The sequence below is a fragment of the Streptomyces sp. CB01580 genome (assembly GCF_001905795.1).
Taxonomy (GTDB): Bacteria; Actinomycetota; Actinomycetes; order Streptomycetales; family Streptomycetaceae; genus Streptomyces.
In genome coordinates, this window is sequence record NZ_LIXJ01000036.1 from 34,573 (window position 1) to 54,635 (window position 20,063).

Below are 20,063 nucleotides of genomic sequence, written 5' to 3' on the forward strand. Positions count from 1 at the left end.
GCGGGCCTCAGCGGCTGGTGCAGGGCCTCGCGGTTCACGAGCTCGGGAACAGGGGCCCGCCCGCCATGAGGCCACCGTCGACGGTCAGGACATGGCCGCTGACGTATTTCGCCTTGTCGGACCCCAGGTACTGGACGGCCTCGGCAATCTCCTCCGGAGTGCCCGCCCGGTGCATAGGCAGTACCGAATCGACCGCGTCACGTACCGAGTCGTCGCCGGTGAACCGCTCGTACATGCCGGTCCGGGTGAAGCCGGGCGCGACCGCATTGACCCGGATACCGTGAGCGGCTCCTTCGAGTGCGGCCGCCTTGGTGATACCGACGACGGCGTGCTTGCTCCCGACGTACAAGGCTGCCCCGGGATAACCCATCAGGCCGAAGACAGAGCCGACGTTGACGATGCTGCCGCTCCCCTGTTCCCTCATGACCCGGAACTCGTGCTTCAGACACAGCAGAGTCCCCTTGACGTTGGTATCGAAAGTGGCCTGGTAACCCTCGTCGGTCACCTCGGTGACAGGACCGGTCGTTCCCTCGGTGCCGGCGTTGTTGAAGGCCACATCGATCCGCCCGAACCGAGCGACCGCACGCTCGACCAGGTTCTTCACGTCAGCTTCGAAGCGGACGTCGGCACGCACGAACTCGGTCGGGGCGCCGAGGCCGGAGAGCTCCCTGGCAAACGGTTCACCCACGTCCTCGTGGCGGCCGGAGACCACAAGGTTCGCGCCTTGACGGGCGTAAGCCAGGGCGGTGGCGCGGCCGATACCGGTGAGCGCACCCGTGATGAGGACTACGGGATCAGACACGTAGAGAGTCCTTCCTGCTGCCACAGGGGTGAACGGCGGACAAGGGGTACGGAGCCCGCACCGCGGCGGGTTCCTCTTCGGGCAGGGTGTATCCCCGGATCCCGCAAGAGGTTCCCCAGCCGTACGACAGCCGCATCGGACCCGACAGCCGCATCCATCGAACGGCGCCACTTGATGACCCAGACGGCCCTCGGACTGCAACCGGGACAGACGATCCGAAGGCTCACGCGGGCGGGAGGCAACCCGTGGCTTTGGACGAACGCCGCCATGGGGACGCGGATCGGGGAACGGCCCGCGTGCGTGAGCTCCGCTCGCCGGGCAATCGTCCCTCCCTCATACGCCTCGATGCCCGCGCGATCCGGGTGTGTCGCCGGACCAGCCCCAACGGTGCCGGTCACCGGGGGCGGGTCGCGCAGGGCCTGGCCGCCGGGGCGAGGCCCTGCACGAGTCCGGTCGTCAGCGCGACGCCGGTCTGGATCTCGTCCGCCGTCCAGCCGGTGATGTCGAGCAGCAGGCTGTCCAGCGGGCCGCCGCCCAGTTCGGCGTGGTCCCGGTCCGGCCGGGCCCGAGTGGTCGTGGTCGGCGCCGTAGATCCGGCGGCGCGGCGGCTGCTCGTCATCACGGTCCATCCGTTCAGCGTCGCAGCCGCCACTGACAGCCGGGGCCGTCGTGTCATCTGCGGAAGCGGGAGCACCAGGCTCCGTTGGTCTTCTCCTCGGGCATGGCCTGCCCCTGCTCTTCATGCCGGTGCGCGCCTGGCCAGGCTCGGTGTAGGGCGGTGACGAACCGCTGGTCGCAGTCCTCCCACAGCGACGGGCGGGGCTCTTGGGGAACGCCCCAGCCGACGCGCTCAATCACCTTCCACCGTTCGTCAGGCCGCTGCTTCGAGGTTCAGCAGGGCGGTCTTGGCTTCGAGGCCGCCGATGTAGCCGCCGAGGGTGCCGTCGGTGCGCAGGACGCGGTGGCAGGGGACGACGACGGGCAGGGGGTTGGTGGCGCAGGCGGTGCCGACGGCGCAGACGGCCCTGGGGTTGCCGACGAGTTCGGCGACCTGGCGGTAGCTGCGGGTCTGGCCGTAGCCGATCTCGGGGAGGTGGCGCTGGACGGTCTGGCGGAAGCCGTGGGAGAGGGAGAGGTCGAGAGGAAGATCGAAGGTCTTGCGGCGACGGGTGAAGTACTCGTCGAGTTCGCGGGCTGCGTCGTCCAGGCGCCAGGGGACGCGCAGGATTCGGGGGCTGAGTTTGCGGCCGAGGGTGTCCAGGACCTGGTCGTGGTCCTCGCTGGCGTAGGCGACGCGGACCAGGCCCTTGGGAGTGGCGGCGAGCAGCAGGCTGCCGAGCGGGCAGTCGACGGTGGTGTAGGCGACATCGACGAGGCCGGCGCCGTCGGTCTCGGCTTCGAGGCGCCGGTGCAGCCGCTGAAGGATCGCGGCGTCCTGGGGGGTCGAGAGCATGGCGATGACGTTTGCGGTACCCCGTTCCCTGCGCCGCGTCGACGAGGCCGTGCCGCAGGGGCACATGAACCACGTCGACGCCTGGGAGCGGCTGCGCTTCGGCACCACGCTCGTCGGCGACGGCCGACAGGGCACCGACTCCTGGCGCGCCTACGAGCAGTGCTTCACCCGATTCGGGGTCGAGGTCGTTTGCTCCCCCTGCACTGACGGCGTCTCCAGCACCCCGCTGCGCTCCCGTCCGCAACACACCTCCACCGCCCGAACGAACCCAGCACCGGACCCCAGCGGCCCGAGCACGTTCATCCGTACCTGGCGCCGCGACCGGCAACGTTTGCCCCGTCGCATCGCCCGGCCGCAAGGGCGTCCGACGCGACGTCCGAATGCCGCCAGCACTGGACCCGCCCAGGGGCGACGATCGCACCGCCGGCCGCGAACGCCCCGCCCGGCACGCACGCCTCCGGGCATGAGACCTGTCACCCTCCGCTCGCCGAAAGACTTCCCGTGAACGACACCCTCTTCACCACCGCCGTCGCCCCGGTCCCCACCGGTGCCGTGCCCGTCGAAGGCTCGCGCGTCCTGCCCGCACTCGCCGCGGTCGACTGGCAGGACGTGCGGGAGCAGCTGGACCGGGACGGCGTCGCGCTCACCGGGCCCCTGCTGTCGCCCGCCCAGTGCCGGGTGATCGCCGACACCTTCGACGACGCGGACCTGTTCCGCTCCACCGTGGTGATGCAGCGCTACGGCTTCGGCCGAGGCACTTACCGCTACTACGCCGACCCGGCCGCCTTGCCGGTGCTGGACGCCCTGCGTGAGCGGCTGTATCCGCCGCTGGCGCGGATCGCCAACCAGTGGGCGGCCCGGCTGGGCGAACGCACCTACCCTGCCACCCTCGCCGAACTGCACGCCGAGTGCGCCGCCGCCGGGCAGCACCGCCCCACCCCGCTGATCCTGCGCTACGGCCCAGGCGACTACGCCTGTCTGCACCAGGACGTCTACGGCGACCTCGTCTTCCCACTGCAGGCCACGATCATGCTGGAGCTGCCCGGCGAGGACTTCACCGGCGGGGAGAACGTCTTCGTCGAGCAGCAGCCCCGCTCCCAGTCCCGCGCCATCGTCGCGCGGCCGCAGCTCGGCCAGGCCGTGATCTTCCCCGTCCGTCACCGCCCCGCCCCGGGCAGCCGCGGATACCGGCGCCACTCGATGCGCCACGGCACCAACGCCGTCCAGTCCGGCCGGCGCACCACTCTCGGAGTGATCTTCCACAACGCCCGCTGACCACGAGCCCCGGCCATGCGTCCGCTTCCCACCAGCCCCCTCCCCACCACAGGCGCCATGAGCGCCGTGATGGCCGAGGACAACCGCCACCAGGCGGTGTGCTGCCGCGACGCGCGGTTCGACGGCGAGTTCTTCTTCGCCGTCACCACCACGGGCATCTTCTGCCGGCCCAGCTGCTCGGCAACCACGCCACAGCGACAGAATGTGTCCTTCCACCGCAGCGGCCGCGCAGCACGCCGGGTTCCGCGGCTGCCGGCCTGGCGCCGCGCGGGTACTGCTGCAGACCACCGCGATGCCCGCCTCCGAAATCGCCTTCGCCGCGGGCTTCTCCAGTATCCGCCAGTTCAACGACACCGTCCGGGAGATCTACGCCTGCACCCTGGGGCAGCTGCGCACCGGCCCTCGCGACCGCGCACCGCACACCACCTCCGATGCCCCTGCGGGCGTCCCGCTGCGCCTGGCCTACCGCGGCGCCCACGCCACCGGCGCGCTGTTCGACTACCTTGCCGCCCGCGCGATCGACGGCGTTGAGGAGATCACCGGCACCGCACGCGCGCGAACCTACCGGCGCACTCTCGACCTGCCGCCCGCCGCCGGCATCGCCGAGGTCGCCGAGGCCGGCGGCGGGCCCTGGCTGGAATGCCGCCTGCACCTCGACGACCTGCGCGACCTGGCCTGCGCCCCCCGGCGGATGCGCCGCCTGTTCGACCTTGACGCCGAGCCCGGGCTGCGCGCCCCCAGCACCTGCGACCCGCACGAGATCGCGATCCGCACGATCCTCGGCCAGCAGGTCACCCTCGCGAAAGCCACCGCGACCGCCCCGAACGAGTAGTCCGAATACCGCCAGCACCATCCACCAAGGAAGGGCAAAGTGGCCGACAGAAGCATCATCTGACGGACAGCCGAGAAGGCAAGCATGGCCATGGAACCAGCGACCGCCCTGTTCGTCCCGGCCGAAAGCCCGCCCGGCAACCTGCTGCCGACCGGCGAACCCGAACCCGGCACCCGCCCCGGGGCGGCAGCCGACCACCGTGCCGACGGCCAGCCAGTACACCGCCCACATCAATGGCGTCTTCACCGCCTTCTGCATCGAGTGCAGCACCCGCGGCACCGGCTTCCACCACCACGACCGGGCCACCCCGCAGAACGCCCTTACGGCGCCACCACTACCTGACTCCGCCGCCCACCCCCGCAGGACGACCCGCAGGACGACCCGCACCCAAGGACACCACCATGAAGACCCAGACCGCCAACCACCCGACCACCGCCCGTGTCCCAAACGCCGACTGGACCGCCCTGACCGCCGAACTCGATGCCCACGGCTGCGCCCTGACCCCTCGCCTGCTCAACCCCGCGCAGTGCCGGGAGATCGCCGCCCTCTACGACAGGCCCGAACTGTTCCGCACCACCGTCGACATGGCCCGCCACCGCTTCGGCTCCGGCCAGTACCGGTACTTCACCCACGACCTGCCCGAACCTGTCGCCGCCCTGCGCGAAGCCCTCTACCCGCATCTGCTCACCATCGCCCGCGCCTGGGCCGACAAGCTCCACCGCCCCGCCCCCTGGCCCGACACTCTCACCGAGTGGACCGCCATGTGCCACGCCGCCGGCCAGGACAAAAGCTCCCAGATCCTGCTGCGTTACGGCCCCGGCGACTGGAACGCCCTGCACCGCGACATCTTCGGCGACCTCGTCTTCCCCCTCCAGGTCGTCATCGGCCTCGACGCCTACGGCACCGACTACACCGGCGGTGAGTTCCTCCTCGTCGAACAGCGCCCCCGCGCCCAGTCCCGCGGCACCGCCACCGCCCTCCCCCAGGGCCACGGCCTGGTCTTCACCACCCGCGACCGCCCCGTCCCCTCCGCCCGCGGTCACCGCGCCGGCCCCGTCCGCCACGGCGTCAGCACCGTACGCACCGGCCGCCGCCATGCCCTCGGCCTCGTCTTCCACGGCGCCTGACCCCTCACAGCCATGCCCGCCACCCCCATACCCGCCACCGGCGGACCCGCCGACCGCCGCGACGACCGCACCTCTCCCGCCCCACGCCTCTACACCCTGACCGGACCAGACAAACAGCCCTACTCCAGCACCACGCCCGGCACCCTCGGCGGCTACCGCCGAGGCCGCCTCTACGGCCGCCTCGACTGCCCCTCCGCCCTGCGCACCATCGCCGCCAGCGGCTACGTGCGCCACCGCGTCTTCTTCGCCGACGAAGCCACCGCGATCACCGCCGGCTACCGGCCCTGCGCGATATGCCTGCCCGAGAAGTACCGGCAGTGGAAAGCCCTCCGAAGGACCCGCACCCCATGAACCCTCGCCGCGCACCCGCCCGCTCGCCCCTGCTGTCCGCACCCGAGCGCATCGCCTACGGCGACCTGCCCATACCCACCCCACACACCGCCCACGAACTCGCCGCCTGCTGCGCCTGCTCACCGACCACCGCCACCCGCGCCTGCACAGCATCGCCATCGGTCACAGCCGCGACGACGCCTCCCGCGACGACGCCGCGGCGTTCGCCGACGCCTGGCACGCCACCGACGGCGCCATCCTCACCGTCGTCGACTGGCCCGAACAGGCCGCTTCCTGGCTGCGGCCCGCCCACCACCTCACCGCCCAGGAACCCGACGCCCTCGTCATCGCAGCCGCCCCGCTCGGCTGGACGCAACTTGCCCGGCGCCTGCGCCACAGCACCCCATGGCGACCGAACCGCACGTTCGGCTTCGCATCCCTCGCCGAACCGGCAGTCGCCGCGCTCGCCGGAACCGGCGTCCTCGACGGCGTGCGCGGCGCGAGCGCAGACGGCGGCACCTGGCGCATCGACCACGGCGGCTGCCGCATCAACCACAACCCACAGCTACCGTGGTCCTTCCTCACCCACACCGGCCTGACCATCCACCCACCACACCCACCGAACTTACGAAAAGATCAGTAGTACGGCGGACTTCCCCCCACCCAATCAGCACGATCGGCGGATCGCACGTGCTGGCCGCCGATGGCTGCCCCGACCGGGTGAAACGGCCCAGTGCCGCGCCCCGCACGCGGGTTCCGGTCGGCGGGCGTCGTGTCTCCTCGTCACCGCGTGGTCGGCCCCGGCTCAGCGACGACGTCCCGAGGCCGTGTGCCGGTGGCCGAGGGCGAGGAAGCATCGTTGGCCGCATCTCCACTGGTCGGTGACGCTGAGGGCAAGGTCCTCGGCGATCCTGTGGAGTGCCGGTGCTCCCAGACGTGCCCAGGGGAACGGCGGACCTTCGTGGCCATGGCTGTCCTCGAATCGGGCGGTGCAGCGTTCCTCGACGTCGTCGAGGTCGACCTCGACGAGGAGAAGACCCGCCGGGGCGGTGACCTGGTTGCAGCGGTACAGCAGGGCTCGCGGGTCACCGCCGATACCGATGTTGCCGTCGATGAGCAGGACGGTCTCCCAGACTCCCTCGGCCGGTACCCGGTCGAACACCGATTGGCGCAGCGCGATTCCGCCGAGAGCGACGGTGTGGGCCACCGCGCGGGGAGCCACATCGACGCCGAGCGCGAAGGCTCCGCGACCCAGGAGTGCCCTGCACAGCCGGCCGGGCCCGCAGCCGACGTCGAGAACGGGGCCGACGCACCGATTGAGCACGGATTCGTCGGCCACCGTGGGGTGTGCGTACCAGCGATCCACCGGCATCCGGATCCGGCGTCCGTCCGCCAGCCGCAGGTACACCAGTTCGCGGCCACTGCGCAGGGCCAGTGCGTAGGGGTCCGCGTCGGCGCAGGGCGACCGCTCCTCGCCGGGCGTCATGACGCGGCGTCGTGACCCGATGCGGGTCGTTCCTCGTCGGCGCGGGCGGCCCGCCGGAGGCGGCGAAGCTTGAGGGCGAAGGCAAGGGCGGAGGCGCCGAAGAGCACGGCGGTGATGGCCAGCCATCGGCCGAGGTAGACGCCTTCGGACAGTCGTGCGGCATCGGGGTAGGGGATCGCGAGGTCGAGGATGAGGGGGAACCAGACGAGCAGGAGCACGCCGGAGAGGAGAGCGGGCACCCGCAGGTAGTTGATCCACGGCGGTTGCGGCAGGCGGGGGGCGCGATGCCGCAGGACGGCTTGAGCCGACAGATCGGCGAGTGAGTACAGGGGGAGCAGGAACAGGTCGTGGACGATCGCCGCGCCTACGAACCAGATCGCGACCTCGATCGGGCGGACGGCGAACAGCCGCACCAGGGCGTAACCGGTGAGGGCGAACGAGGCGATCAGAACGAGAAGATGGAGGGGGCCGGAGCCGTACCAACGGACGAAGCGCGCCATGGTCACGTCCTGAAGGTGAGCCGGCGCACCCACTTGGTGTTGTTCACGCCGGGATTGGCCGGGACGATGACGCGGGCCGGGTGGCCGTGGTCGAGCGAGAGGCCCGCGCCATTGACCCGCAGGGCGAGCAGCGATCGGAGATCGTGAATCTGGTTGCCCCGCAGTACCACCGAGCTGTAGGGGCCGCGGGGCTGGACGGACTCCACCAGGACGCTTCCGGCGTCGGGGAGGCCTGCCAGGGCGGCGAGGTCGGTCAGCCGAAGGCCGCTCCAGTCCTGGTCGTCGGTGGACCACCCCTCCACGCAGGCGATCGGCAGCGCGGCGGCATGCTGGTGCATCGCGAGGAGTTGTGCGCGGGTGAAGACGAGCGTCGGCCCGTGGCCGCGGACCTCCAGCCGCCAGTCCGGCCCGACAAGGGCGGGGGTGACGCCGACGGAAGCGGCCGTCTTGTTGACCTGGAAGTCCTTCGGGCCGCCGCCCGGGTCACGGTTGTGCGGCGCGAGAAGGGCGGTCATTCGCAGTCGGCCGCCGATGCTCTGTCCCGCGGTGACCACCAGGAGGAGCAGCGACCCAGCCCCCACCATGGCGAGTGCGCCGCGCCGGGACATGGTCGGCGCCGCGGGTTCGAGCGCGACCAGACCGTCCGGGTCGGGTGACTCCGGCTGGGTGCCGGCGAGCCCGGTGCGCAGCTCCGTCAGCAGGTTGCGGGAGCGCAGGGAGCGGGTCATCCGGCCGAGTTTCAGGCTCACATGGACGACGAACGCGGCGATGAACACCCAGGCGCCGTAGAAGTGCAGGGTGTAGAAGGAGCCCGGGAAGACGTAGTAGAGCTGGATGTTGAGGATCCCGGTGACGAACTCGAAGACGACCCCGCCCACCAGGGCCAGCAGCGACAGCCGCTCCAGCGCGTGGGCGGCGCTGCGGACCGGCAGCCACTCGAACAGCTTCGGGATCACCGACCACAGTTTGGCCAGCACCACCGGCACCAGGACCACGCCGAGCGTCACGTGCACGCCCTGGGTGAGCCGGTACAGCCAGTAGGGGTGCGTGGGCCAGTCGAACAGGTAGAAGCCCAGCAGGCCCTTGTCCGGGGTCTGGTCGTTGAGTGCGCCGAGGCCGGGGTTGTAGGCGGCGTAGGACAGCGCGCCGGTCACGAAGAGCAGGGGGATGCCGATCAGCAGCACCAGGCCGAACACGGACGTCAGCCAGGGCCCGCGGAGGGGACTGCGCCAGAAGCCGGGACGGAACGGCCCCGGGGGCGGAGGAGTCCGCTCGACCCGCCGTACAAGGGCCCGGGTACGAGCGGCCCCCTTGGTGGCCCGCGCCGCCGCGGCAGCGCGAACGCGCTCCAGGCGCCCCGGCGCGTGGTCCTCGTCCGGTCCCGGGTGCTGCGGCCCACCGGAGTCGGGTGCCGAGTGCCGTCTGCCACTGCCCACCGGCCGCCTCCTCCGCCTGCGTGCCGGCTCTCCGAGGGGTGGATCGAATCCCGCCGCGCCGTCAGTGTCTGCCGAGTCGTCAGCTGCAAACTGGCACAGATCGGGGTGTCCTTCCGCGCCCGGCGCGCATGCGGGTGTCCGTTGCCAGCCGAGTGGCCGAACCGGCGCTCCGCACGGCTCGACGGGTCGCCCGGTGGCCTCATGATGGTGGGGTGCGACGCCTTGGCACACAGCGCAGCGCCTCCACCCGGCCCGGCCGCACCGCGCTGACCAGGGAAGCGTTCTGGTTCGTCGTGATCGGTGTCGCCTCCACGGCGGCCCAGGCCCTGCTGTACTGGGTTCTGCGCCACTGGTCGCCGCCCGTCCTGGCCAATTTCGCCTCCCTTCTCGCCGTCACCGTCCTCAACACGGAGGCCAACCGCCGGCTGACCTTTCGCGGGTCCCCGGTCCGGGTCTTCCAGGCGCATCTGGCCGCAGGGTGCCTTTTCGTCCTGGCGTACCTGGTCACCTCGGGCGCTGTCCTGCTCTTCCGCCACTACCGGCCCACCGCCTCGCCGGCGGCGGAGACCCTGGTGCTCGCGCCGAGCTTCGCCCTGGTGACCGTGGTGCGCTTCGCCGTCCTGCGGATGGTCGTCTTCAGGCGCCGCCACCGATGACCCCCTCGCGCCCGATGCGGCCCGCACGCCTGCCCTCCCGCACCGTCCCGCCGCCTGTCTCCGCCGCCACGCGCCCGCGCCCGGACGAGTACACCGGCGAGCACCGTCGCAGCGGCCGTCCCGTATGCGGCTGCCTGGACGCCGGGCCAGTGCAGTTCGTTCGCGACATACAGCACGGTGCCCGCGGCGGCGACGGTGAGCCACTCCCCTGGGCCGCCCATGGCCACGAGTGCCACGACGAGCAGCGCGTACCAGTAGTACGCGGGCGAGGTGAGCAGCAGCGCGGTGCCTGTGACCAGCAGCGATCCATGCCACGGCCGCTCCGGATCGCCGTGCCGCAGGACGTACCAGGCGGTGAGCGCAATCAGTACGGCAGCGGCCGGACCGGCCCACGCGTCCGGCAGCACCAGCCGCAGCAGCGCGAACCGGCCGACGTCGCCCGGCTCGTACCCCTCCTCCCGCAGATAGCCGGGGAGATACCCCAGGACCGCGGAACCGGACGTCAGCAGGTAGGGGAAATAGACGAGCGCCACGACGCCAACGGCGGCGAGCAGCACGCTCGCCGCCTCCCGCAGCCGGGTACGCGGGCTGCGCCCGGGGGCCAGCACCCCCGACAGTGCGCCCGGAAGGGTGAGTGCGGGCAGCAGCTTGGCGGCGATTGCAGCCCCGAGCAGCGCTCCACGGCGTGCTCCTGCGGCCGTGCCCAGCGCGGCCACCGTGAGCAGCACTCCGACGGTGTCCACATGGGCGTCGTTGACCGCGGCGAAAGGCACCGCCGGACACCATGCCCACAGCGCCACCCGCCGCATGTCACCACACGCACGCCGCCGCACCAGCAGCAGCGCCACCGTCGTGGCGACGGAGAGCACCGCACCGGCGAGTTGCAGGGGCTTGTGCCGCCCGCCCGCCGGGGAGACGGCGTGCACCAGCAAGAACCATCCCTCGGCCACGGGCGGATAGATCGTGGGTTCGGACGGCCTGTTGATGTGCGTGCACACACCCGCCACCGAGCGGAGATCCCACCCGCGGCACGCGGTCCCGGCGGGGAAGAGCCACGGATCACGCAACCGGGCGAGCTGTGGCGCGTCCGGCGGGTAGGCATACGGGGAGATCCCCGCGGCCTGCACGCGACCGTCCCACGCGTAGCGGTACATGTCATCGCTGGTGCGCGGTGGAGCCGAGAGCGCCGCCGCGCACAGGGCGATCCCGCCGGCCAGGATCAGCGCCACGGCGGTGCGCACCGGCACGCGCTGCACGGTCCACGCCGCTCCGGCGAACAGCACCCACGCGGCGGCGTACCAGTACAGCAGCGCGGCCGGATGGCCGAGATCACCGCCCAGGCGGACCGTCGCGGCGACGACGGCGACGAGGGCGGCGAGCAGTGCCGTGGCGCAGAGCGTGCGTACTCCCACACCCGCCATCGTGGCAGCCGCGAGCACGGCGGACGGCCTCGCAGCGCCGCGTGTCGGATCCGCCCGTAGCCTCGAAGGCATGCTGGTGCTTGTCACAGGAGGGGCCGGGTTCATCGGCTCCCACGTCGTCGGTGCTCTGGTCGGGGCAGGACATGAGGTGCGCGTGCTGGACGCGGTGCTGCCCGCGGCGCACGGCGCGGCGGCCTCCCCTCCCCCGCGGCCGCCCGGTTTGGCGTTCGTGCGCGGCGACGTGCGGGACCGGGCGGTGGTCGAGGAGGCGCTGCACGCGGTGGACGCGGTCTGCCACCAGGCGGCGATGGTCGGCCTGAGCCGGGACTTCGACGACGCGCCCGCCTACGTGGGGTGCAACGACCTGGGCACCGCCGTCCTGCTCGCGGCCATGGCCCGGCTGCGGGTGAGAGAGCTCGTCCTGGCCGGCTCGATGGTCTACTACGGCGAGGGCCGCTACGCATGCGCCCGCCACGGGGCCGTCCGGCCCTGCCCGCGCAGGGTCGCCGACCTGGACGCCGGACGGTTCGAGCCCGTCTGCCGGCGCTGCGGCGATCCGCTCACCCCCGGCCTGGTGCCGGAGGACGCGCCGCCCGACCCGCGCAACGTCTACGCGGCGACGAAAGTCGCCCAGGAGCACCTGGCCGCCGCCTGGGCGCGGGCCACCGGCGGCCGGGCGGTCGCCCTGCGCTACCACAACGTCTACGGACTGGGAATGCCACGCGACACCCCCTACGCCGGAGTGGCCTCGCTCTTCCGTTCCGCGCTCGCCCGCGGCGAGCCGCCGCGGGTCTTCGAGGACGGCGGTCAGCGCCGGGACTTCGTCCACGTCGCCGACGTGGCCGCCGCCAACCTGGCAGCGCTCGGCGCGGTCGGCGCCGCGATCCCGGACGGCACACTGCGCGCCTACAACGTGGGCAGCGGAAGCCCGCACACTGTCGGGGAGATGGCCGCCGCGCTCTCCGCGGCCCACGGCGGGCCCGCGCCGGTGGTGACCGGTGAGTACCGGCTGGGCGACGTCCGCCATATCACCGCCTCCTCGTCACGGCTGCGCGAGGAACTCGGCTGGCTGCCCCGGGTGCCGTTCACCGACGGCGTGCGGGAGTTCGCCGGAGCCCCCCTGCGCGGCCGGGCGTCGAAGCCTCGGTGACGCGCGTGCGGGAGACGGCCTCGAACCCGGGGCCCCGGAACCGTCGCGGCCCGCACCGGTCCGAGGCGCCCGCCGCCCGGACCCCGTGCCGCCGTCGAAGAGGGCGACGGCACCCGCCCACGCCATACGGCGACGGCGGACCGCATCAGATAGTCCGGACGCATCACCCCATTTCCGCCCATGCATGGATATCCGTACGCTGAAAGACATGACCGAGAGGCATCGGCCCCTTGTGGACGTCGTGCTGCCATGTCTTGACGAAGCGGCCGCCCTTCCCTGGGTGCTGGAGCGGATACCGCCCGGGTGGGGCGCCGTGGTCGTCGACAACGGCTCGACCGACGGCTCCGCCGAACTCGCCGCGTCGCTGGGCGCGCACGTCGTGAGCGAACCGGTGCGCGGCTTCGGCGCAGCCTGTGCGGCCGGGCTGCGCGCCGCCACCGCGCCCGTGGTCTGTCTCTGCGACTGCGACGCCTCCCTCGACCCGGCGCTGCTGCCGTCGCTGGCCCACGCCGTCCTGGATGACGAGGCGGACCTGGTGCTCGGGCGGCGCAGGCCGACGACACGCCGCGCCTGGCCGGTGCACGCCCGGCTCGCCAACCGCGAGCTGGCCCGGCTGATCCGCCGCCGCACCGGTCTGCGCCTGCACGACCTCGGCCCGATGCGGGTGGCCCGCCGGGAGGCCCTGCTCGACCTGGACCTGACCGACCGCAGGTCGGGCTACTCGTTGCAGATGGTCATCCGCGCCGCCGACGCCGGATGGCGGGTGCGCGAGGTCGACGTTCCCTACCGCCCACGCGCCGGCCGCTCCAAGGTCACGGGCACCTGGCGTGGTACCTGGCACGCGGTGCGCGACATGCGCGCGGTCCTCGGCGAGCCGCCCCGCCGTCCGGCGGGAGCCCCCCGGTGAGCGGCCCGGCCGGACCGACCGCGCTGCTGGTGATAGCCAAGGAACCACGGCCTGGACACGTCAAGACTCGGCTCGCACCGCCGTTCACCCCCGCCCAGGCCGCCGCCCTCGCGAAGGCGGCGCTCGCCGACACCCTGGAGACCGTGCTGCGCTGCCCGGCCCGCCGTCGGATGCTCGTCCTGGACGGCGCGCCCGGACCCTGGCTGCCGCCCGGCATCGAGGTGATCCCGCAGGCGTCCGGCGGCCTGGACGAGCGGCTGGCCGCGGCCTTCGCCGCTGTGCCGGACGGCCCCGCCCTACTGGTCGGCATGGACACCCCACAGCTCACCCCGAAGCTCCTCGCCCCCGCACTGGAACCCGGCGCGTGGCTGGAGTGCGACGCGTGGTTCGGCCCGGCGGAGGACGGCGGGTTCTGGGCGCTCGGCCTCGCCGCGCCCGCCCCGGCGCTGCTGCGAGGCGTCCCGATGTCCACCGCGTACACCGGCGCCGCCCAGCGCGACCGCCTCACCGGGGCAGGCCTCCGGGTGCGCGACCTGCCGCTCCTGCGCGACGTGGACACAGCGCCCGACGCCGCCGCGGTGGCGGCCGCGGCGCCGGGATCGAGGTTCGCCACCCTCGTGAAGCGCTGCTCGCCCGGCCTTGTCCCGTGACACGCGCGCGAGCGTCGGTGACCTCGCTCCCGCGAGCAGACCGCCGATACCGGCAGCCCCCGCCCGGGACCGCGTGCGCCTTCAGCGCGGTCAGCGGGTCGGCGATCCGTCAGAAGGCCCGGCGCTCATGCCGGAAGGCCCGGCTGTCACGGCAGTCGAAGGCGCTCCGCCGTAGGTCGGCCCCGGCACTTCCCCGCAGCAGCTCGATCCCCGAGAGCGGTTCGTGCACGGCGCTCGTCGTAAAGCCGCACAGGATCAGCCCCGGTCCCGGACCCGGCCCCGCACCGGGCCGGGCGCCCCGCCGAGCACGGCCGACCCCGTCAGCGCGCCGCCTTGAGTCACGTCTTCTCCCTTTTGATGGTTGAATCCGGGCAGACACCAGTTTCCGGCTGGCCGAGCACCTGGACGGGCGTTGTCACGTTGGGGTGTTGATCGGTTGAGGGCGCGTCAGGGTGTGGGGGTCGGGCGGGGGCTGCCCGGTCGCCGCCGCGGTTGAGGCGGTGGCGGTGGGTGCGGCCGGAGGAGGCCGGGATCGGCGCGACCCCGGCCAGGTGCGCGCATGCGCTCGGGGTTGTCCCCGGCCGACGCCAGCAGTTGGCCGGCGGTCTCGGGACCGACTCCGAACAGCTCCAGCAGCTGCGGGGCGGCCTGCCTGACCAGTGGGCCGATCTCCGTGTCCAGCTCGGTGATCTCCTCCTCCAGCGCCTGGTGGCGTCGAGCGAGCCGCCGCAGCGGTGCCCTCGTGGCCGCCAGCGGGCGAGACAGGTCATCACCGGGCCGCAACCGGGCCGGCGTCCGTATCAGCGCGGCCCTGTCCAGGCCGGCGACCTGCTCGCGCAGCATCGCGGGGGCCGCCACCAACAGGCTGCGGATCTGGTTCATCGCCTGGGTACGGGCCTTGACCTCGCTGCGGCGGGCGATCCGCAGCACCCGCACCGCCTCGACCACGCCGTCCCGGCTCTTGGGGACGCCGGTGGCCCGGCCGGAAAGCACAGCCGTCGCGGCGGCGTAGGCGCCGATCGGGTCCGACTTGCCCTTCATCCGCCGCGTCTTGCGGTCCGGGCGGTCCACATCGACGACCGTGACGCCGGCGGCGGTCAGCACCCGGGCGAGCTCGGCTCCGTAGGCGCCGGTGCCCTCCACTCCCACCGCGACCAGCGCGCCGTGCGTACGCATCCAGTCCAGCAGGTCCCGGTAGCCGCGGATGGTGGCGGGGAACTCCCGGTCGGCCAGGTGCCGCCCGACCGCGTCGATCACGGCCGCGTGATGGGTCAGGCCGTGGGTGTCGACTCCGCCGGTGATCTGCGGGCCGTCGTGCGTCATGCTGGTCATGTCCGTCCTTGCGCGTGCGTACCGACGAGGGCGGCACGCGCCGGTCGGGCGGGTGGACAAGACAGTGACGGGGCTTCTGGACCAAGCTCCTGACTTGTTGAATCGACCCCAGACGCTAGGTCTGCAGCCGTAGCGTCCAGGGTGTCGGTAGGCACGGGCCGACAAATCCCAAACAGGACAGTCGAGACGTCAGTCAGTCGGAGGGTCAGACCCACCCACAGCGTCACCACGAACATCATCACTGTCAGTCGTCGATGTGCACGGTGACGTACAGGTCCCCCGCCTCGCCGCCGCCCCTTCCCTGCCCGCCGATCCCGCGGGGGCGGATCTTTTGCCTGTCCCGGACTCCGGCAGGCATGCGAACGCGGTACTCGCGGACATCCTTGACCTGTCCGGTGCCTTCGCATGGCACGCATCCGTCCGATCCCGCCCGCGGCGCAATACACCGCCCACGACGGGTAGCCCACCGGGTCCCAGACCCGGGCAGCGTGCGCGGCCAGGACCCGGGCCGCGAGAACGCCGACGGCGCGCCGGACGTCCTCCCGCGCCTTCCGCAGCCCGGCCGTCACCTCACGGGCCCGCGCCGCGCTCAGCGGCGGCAGCACCGGCCCGGCATCATCCCGGTCGCGCGGTTTGACGGGCGACCTGCCAGCCTGCCCGCTCGGCCCGGTGCGCTTCGGCCGCGTACGCATCGCTCAGCTGCAGGTAGGCATGGTGCGAGGAAACGGGGCCTGGAGGTTCGGGGGCGGGCTCCTCGAAGTAGGCCAGGGGGAGGCGGGGAAGCTCTTCGCGGAAGCGGGCGCGCAGATGGGAGTTGGGCAGGAGCTCCTCGACGGCGCCCGGCGGGAACCACTCTTCCTCGGCGGAAGTCGGCCCCCTGACCAACAGTCAGGCACCACACCCTCACCGTATCCGGATCACGGTGAGGGTGCCGTGACGCCCTCCCCCTCACGTTCGTCTCCGAAGCCGCCTCCGTGGGCGACACGTCAAAGAACGCACGCAATCTGATCAGCGTCTCGTGCACCAGCTCCGGGGATCTGCCCGTAGGCATCTCCGCCATGAACTCCTAGGAACGCAACTACGTCGGCGAAACGTGCATCGGGCCCGGTTTCGGCCGGATCAACACACGGGTGACCCTTTCGCCGAGCAAGGACACCTTCACCGCGTCTCTCACCGCCGACAAGTTCCCTGCGTGGGAGGTCCTGCGACCTCCACTTCGTTCAGGGCGCACCCCTCGGTGAGGCCAGGATCATAGGCTTCCGCGACCAGACCGAGATCGGGGACCTCAGCAGCGGACAGCAGTCCACCTGCACCAGCAAGGGACCCGAGACCCTGCAGTTCACCAACCCCACGTCCTGCTGACCCACAGCACAACAAGGCGTTCGCCCCGCTGCAACAGGGCGAGGCACCAGGGCAATCTCCCAGCCCGGACCTGCCCGTCCCTGCGGACGGGACCGGGGCGGGGCATTGGGCCCTACAGCGGGGCGAGGCGGGAGACGCGGTCCAGAGCACGCAGCAACTCGGGCCTGCGGCCGGGGATGTCGTAGGCGAGCAGACCGGCACCTGGAACCCTCCGCACCTGTCCTGTGTCCCGCAGGCCCGAGCCTGCCGGGACCGCTGGCCGCAGGAGCTGCAAGATCTCATCACGCACCGCCCCATCGGCTTCGCCGAGGACGGGTGATCATGCTCCTCGGCACCAACCGTCTGAAAGCCGCCGAGGAGGCTGTCCGCGCCGCACGGACCGGCGACCGGATCACCGTGGTCGTCACGACGGCGGACCCGGCCGAGACCGGCCGCCTCAGACAGCTGAGGGTTGGTGACCTCGCCCGGTGCCTGCGGCGCGTGTTCGAACCGGCGCCTGGCCACGCCTCCGCCTCGTCCTGGACGAGCGCGGTCTGCCAGCGTCGGCCGTCGGTGTACCGGATGCCGACGACGTCACCGAGTACGCGGTACGCGTGCAGCACGGCACAATCGTCACCCGAGCCCAAGGACCCCGCGCCGCCCATGGAGCGGCCACCTTCGATCTCACGACCGCAGATGTCTCCCACACCGCACCCGATGGGGCCGCGCCATGACCCAGCCTGTATCATCCCACGCGACCAGCACCGACCTGCTGGTGCTTCACACCCTCCGCTGCATCGGCTTCTCCGGCCTCTCCGGGGTGGCCAGGGCGTCGGGACTCCCCGAGTCCGACGTCGAATCGGAACTGATCGACCTCGCCGTGGCCGGACTCGTCACCCATACCGCCGGCGACTTCGGCGGATGGGGCCTTACTGAGGAGGGCCGAGCCGCAGACGCCGAGCAGATCGCCGACGAGTTGGAGGAAGCCGGAGCCCGGGCCCGACTGACCGCGGCGTTCGACCGGTTCCTGGTGCTCAACCCCGAACTGCTCGATCTCTGCACGGCATGGCAGACCCGCACCGTAGACGGCTCCATGACGATGAACGACCACAGCGACCCCTCCTACGACGCCCAGGTGCTCGACCGGTTCATGGAGTTCCACCAGCGTGCCGACCCCCTCTACGCCGAGCTGTCCGAGGCGCTGCTCCGTTTCCAGCGCTACCCCGTCCGGCTCGCCGACGCGCTCGCCCGGGCGAGGGCCGGCGCTCTGGAGTACGTGACGGACAGCACGTCCTCGTATCACACCGTGTGGTTCCAGCTGCACGAGGACCTGCTGGCCACCCTCGGCATCCCGCGCCATTGAATCCGCCACCCGCCGCCCCGCGCACGGCGCAGACCCCACAGCCGAACCAGCAGAGGCGACGCAGAGAGGACCATGCGATGACCTGGATTCACCCGATTTCGGCCGAGGTCGAGGAGACGGCGGAAGTCCTCGGCGGCAAGGCACTCGGTCTCGTCGTGCTCCGCCGTCTGGGACTGCCCGTGCCGCCGGGCTTCGTCATCAGCACGGAGGCGTGCCGCGCCTTCCTCCGTACCGGACGGCTGCCCAGCGGCCTCGCCGCCGAACTGGCGGCCGCCGTCGACGGCCTCGAAGCCACCACGCACCGCAGGCTCGGCGGTCCACAGCGGCCGCTTGCGGTGTCCGTCCGCTCCGGCGGCAGCGTGTCGATGCCCGGCATGATGAGCACCGTCCTCAACCTCGGGCTCACCACCGAGGCGACCACCACCCTGGCCGACGAGACGGGCGACCTGCGGTTCGCACTCGACTCACGGCTGAGGTTTCTGACCAGCTTCGCCTCCGAGGTCGCCGGCGTGGGCCCGGAGAGCCTGGCGGTCATCCACCGTGCGCTCGCCGGACAGGACGCCGACACGAGCCGCCTCGCCGAGGCGATCCAGAACGTCGAGCAGCTCATCGCAGAACGCAGCGGCGACAACGCGCCCGAGGACGCCACCCGCCAGTTGGAGCTCGCCGTCGAGGCAGTGTTCTCGTCGTGGAACACACCGCGCGCGAAGACCTACCGCGAACTGCACGGCATCCCGCACGACCTCGGCACCGCCGTGATCGTACAGGCGATGGTGTTCGGCAATCGTGACCAACGCAGCGGGACGGGCGTCGCGTTCAGCCGTGATCCCAACACCGGCGAGCATGTCCCGTTCGGTGAGGCCCTGTTCGGCCGCCAAGGCGAAGACGTCGTCTCGGGCTCGTCACTGGCCGAGCCCCTGAGCGAACTGGCCGACCGGGAACCCGAGGTGTGGACCCGTCTGCTGTCCGCCCTGACCCGGCTCGAGGAGAACTACCGCGACGCGTGCTACGTCGAGTTCACCTTCGAGGCGGGCGAACTGTGGATCCTGCAGGTGCGCCGCGGGCGGTTCGTCGGGCGTGCCGCAGTCCGGGTCGCGGTCGACCTGGCCGACGCGGGAACGATCGGGCGCGACGAGGCGCTGCTCCGCGTTTCACCGCAGCACCTCACCCACGTACGTACGCCCCGGATCACGGCGATCGAACCCCGCGACCTGTTCACCCGAGGGCTGGGCGCCTCCCCGGGAGTCGCTGTCGGCCAAGTGGCGACCACCGCCGACAGCGCGGCCCGGCTCGCCGCGGGAGGGCCGGTCGTCCTGCTGCGCCCCGAAACCTCCCCGCTCGACATGCACGGCCTGGCCGCCGCCGCCGGGGTGGTCACCGCTCGCGGCGGCCCGACAAGTCATGCGGCCGTGGTGGCACGTTCGATGGGGAAACCCGCCGTCGTGGGTGCCGCGAACCTCACCGTCGACGCCGCCGACGGCTGCGTCCGGGCAGGCGGACGCCCCCTGCCCGAAGGCACCCTCATCGCCGTTGACGGAACGGGCGGAGAGGTCGTCGTCGGCGAGCCCCGCATCGCCGCGTCCTCGACCGACCCACAGCTGCACCGGCTGCTGGGCTGGGCCGACGACGTCGCGGGCGACAGGACCACGGGCCGCAACGAAGCCGAACGCCTCACCTCGGCACAGGCCGCCCTCCGGCGGACCGGCGACGGACCGGCGAACTGACGGCGTTCATGCGGGGCGCGCGACTCGGCGCGAACGTCCTTCACCACCAGTAGACGAAGAGCGTTCTTGTTTCCTGCACCCTGGTCTTCTGAGTCTGGAGTTCTGTTCAAATATGAGGCGAGACGCTCGAGGATCTCGTCGGCGGTCTTGGTCCCGACGCAGGGTCTGGGATCGGTGTTCCAGACGGCGATCCGGTCGCGGAGCCGCGGCGGTGCACGTGAGCCTTGACCGACCCGGACGGCGCTGTCACGTTGTTGAGTGTGTGCGTGCCTGACGGT

18 protein-coding genes and 3 pseudogenes are annotated in these 20,063 nt (G+C 72.1%); 10 read left to right on the forward strand and 11 right to left on the reverse strand.

Annotated elements, in window-relative coordinates; genetic code table 11:
• Window positions 1–34 precede the first annotated feature (34 nt).
• The 3 genes from AMK22_RS33055 to AMK22_RS33065 all read right to left on the reverse strand — a co-directional run bounded on the left by AMK22_RS33055 (window position 35) and on the right by AMK22_RS33065 (window position 2,255).
• Window positions 35–802, reverse strand: a complete 768-nt coding sequence (locus tag AMK22_RS33055; protein WP_073791069.1) for an SDR family NAD(P)-dependent oxidoreductase — start codon at window positions 800–802, stop codon at window positions 35–37.
• 394 nt (window positions 803–1,196) lie between these two features.
• A complete protein-coding gene (locus AMK22_RS33060) occupies window positions 1,197–1,421 on the reverse strand; it encodes a hypothetical protein (protein WP_242434255.1) in 225 nt (74 codons plus the stop codon).
• Between the two features lie 252 nt (window positions 1,422–1,673).
• On the reverse strand, window positions 1,674–2,255 hold the full coding sequence (locus AMK22_RS33065) for a methylated-DNA--[protein]-cysteine S-methyltransferase (protein ID WP_073791104.1): 582 nt from the start codon (window positions 2,253–2,255) through the stop codon (window positions 1,674–1,676).
• A 501-nt stretch (window positions 2,256–2,756) separates the two neighbouring features.
• Between AMK22_RS33065 and AMK22_RS33070 the strand changes: the two genes are divergently transcribed.
• The 4 genes and pseudogenes from AMK22_RS33070 (at window position 2,757) to AMK22_RS33090 (ending at window position 5,840) form a co-directional block, all read left to right on the forward strand.
• Window positions 2,757–3,530, forward strand: a complete 774-nt coding sequence (locus AMK22_RS33070; RefSeq protein ID WP_079186533.1) for a 2OG-Fe(II) oxygenase — start codon at window positions 2,757–2,759, stop codon at window positions 3,528–3,530.
• Between the two features lie 69 nt (window positions 3,531–3,599).
• A pseudogene (locus AMK22_RS33080) lies at window positions 3,600–4,332 on the forward strand (Ada metal-binding domain-containing protein); the annotation flags it as partial.
• 431 nt (window positions 4,333–4,763) lie between these two features.
• Window positions 4,764–5,489 carry a 2OG-Fe(II) oxygenase gene (locus tag AMK22_RS33085; protein ID WP_073791072.1) on the forward strand — a complete coding sequence of 242 codons (726 nt, stop codon included), beginning with the start codon at window positions 4,764–4,766 and terminating at the stop codon, window positions 5,487–5,489.
• 12 nt (window positions 5,490–5,501) lie between these two features.
• Complete coding sequence (locus AMK22_RS33090) at window positions 5,502–5,840, forward strand: Ada metal-binding domain-containing protein (protein WP_107430697.1); 339 nt, start codon at window positions 5,502–5,504, stop codon at window positions 5,838–5,840.
• Window positions 5,841–5,895: 55 nt separating this feature from the next.
• On the opposite strand, the gene AMK22_RS39755 is transcribed toward AMK22_RS33090, so the two are convergent.
• The 4 genes from AMK22_RS39755 to AMK22_RS33110 form a co-directional block, all read right to left on the reverse strand.
• Window positions 5,896–6,375: a hypothetical protein gene (locus AMK22_RS39755; protein WP_158072109.1), complete on the reverse strand. Its 480-nt coding sequence runs from the start codon at window positions 6,373–6,375 to the stop codon at window positions 5,896–5,898.
• A gap of 249 nt (window positions 6,376–6,624) precedes the next feature.
• Window positions 6,625–7,305: a class I SAM-dependent methyltransferase gene (locus tag AMK22_RS33100; protein ID WP_073791075.1), complete on the reverse strand. Its 681-nt coding sequence runs from the start codon at window positions 7,303–7,305 to the stop codon at window positions 6,625–6,627.
• Window positions 7,302–7,805, reverse strand: a complete 504-nt coding sequence (locus AMK22_RS33105) for a hypothetical protein (protein WP_073791077.1) — start codon at window positions 7,803–7,805, stop codon at window positions 7,302–7,304. Before AMK22_RS33105 ends, AMK22_RS33100 begins: the two co-directional genes overlap by 4 nt.
• Before the next feature lie 2 nt (window positions 7,806–7,807).
• A complete protein-coding gene (locus AMK22_RS33110) occupies window positions 7,808–9,010 on the reverse strand; it encodes a molybdopterin-dependent oxidoreductase (RefSeq protein WP_242434258.1) in 1,203 nt (400 codons plus the stop codon).
• A 359-nt stretch (window positions 9,011–9,369) separates the two neighbouring features.
• On the opposite strand from AMK22_RS33110, the pseudogene AMK22_RS41460 reads away from it, so the two are divergent.
• A pseudogene (locus AMK22_RS41460) lies at window positions 9,370–9,819 on the forward strand (GtrA family protein); the annotation flags it as partial.
• Here the strand turns inward: AMK22_RS41460 and AMK22_RS33120 are convergent.
• Entirely contained in the window at window positions 9,777–11,318 is a 1,542-nt protein-coding gene (locus tag AMK22_RS33120) for a glycosyltransferase 87 family protein (protein ID WP_143203629.1), read from the reverse strand. The pseudogene AMK22_RS41460 and the gene AMK22_RS33120 sit on opposite strands and share 43 nt — an antisense overlap.
• 70 nt (window positions 11,319–11,388) lie before the next feature.
• Here AMK22_RS33120 and AMK22_RS33125 point away from each other — a divergent pair, with 70 nt between their 5' ends.
• From AMK22_RS33125 to AMK22_RS33135, 3 genes are all read left to right on the forward strand, one after another.
• A complete protein-coding gene (locus AMK22_RS33125; protein WP_073791082.1) occupies window positions 11,389–12,468 on the forward strand; it encodes an NAD-dependent epimerase/dehydratase family protein in 1,080 nt (359 codons plus the stop codon).
• Window positions 12,469–12,676: 208 nt separating this feature from the next.
• Window positions 12,677–13,375, forward strand: a complete 699-nt coding sequence (locus AMK22_RS41465; protein WP_073791084.1) for a glycosyltransferase family 2 protein — start codon at window positions 12,677–12,679, stop codon at window positions 13,373–13,375.
• Window positions 13,372–14,025: a TIGR04282 family arsenosugar biosynthesis glycosyltransferase gene (locus AMK22_RS33135; RefSeq protein ID WP_073791086.1), complete on the forward strand. Its 654-nt coding sequence runs from the start codon at window positions 13,372–13,374 to the stop codon at window positions 14,023–14,025. Before AMK22_RS41465 ends, AMK22_RS33135 begins: the two co-directional genes overlap by 4 nt.
• Window positions 14,026–14,495: 470 nt before the next feature.
• Here the strand turns inward: AMK22_RS33135 and AMK22_RS33140 are convergent.
• From AMK22_RS33140 to AMK22_RS33145, 3 genes and pseudogenes are all read right to left on the reverse strand, one after another.
• Window positions 14,496–15,357 (reverse strand): annotated as a pseudogene (locus AMK22_RS33140) (IS110 family transposase); the annotation flags it as partial.
• A 244-nt stretch (window positions 15,358–15,601) separates the two neighbouring features.
• Entirely contained in the window at window positions 15,602–15,769 is a 168-nt protein-coding gene (locus AMK22_RS39760; protein ID WP_274535461.1) for a DnaJ C-terminal domain-containing protein, read from the reverse strand.
• A gap of 203 nt (window positions 15,770–15,972) precedes the next feature.
• Window positions 15,973–16,242, reverse strand: a complete 270-nt coding sequence (locus tag AMK22_RS33145) for a hypothetical protein (protein WP_073791089.1) — start codon at window positions 16,240–16,242, stop codon at window positions 15,973–15,975.
• A gap of 1,186 nt (window positions 16,243–17,428) precedes the next feature.
• Here AMK22_RS33145 and AMK22_RS33150 point away from each other — a divergent pair.
• Both AMK22_RS33150 and AMK22_RS33155 read left to right on the forward strand, forming a co-directional pair.
• Window positions 17,429–18,061: a transcriptional regulator gene (locus tag AMK22_RS33150; protein ID WP_073791091.1), complete on the forward strand. Its 633-nt coding sequence runs from the start codon at window positions 17,429–17,431 to the stop codon at window positions 18,059–18,061.
• A 77-nt stretch (window positions 18,062–18,138) separates the two neighbouring features.
• Window positions 18,139–19,785, forward strand: coding sequence for a pyruvate, phosphate dikinase (locus AMK22_RS33155; protein WP_073791092.1), 1,647 nt, complete (start codon window positions 18,139–18,141; stop codon window positions 19,783–19,785).
• Window positions 19,786–20,063 lie beyond the last annotated feature (278 nt).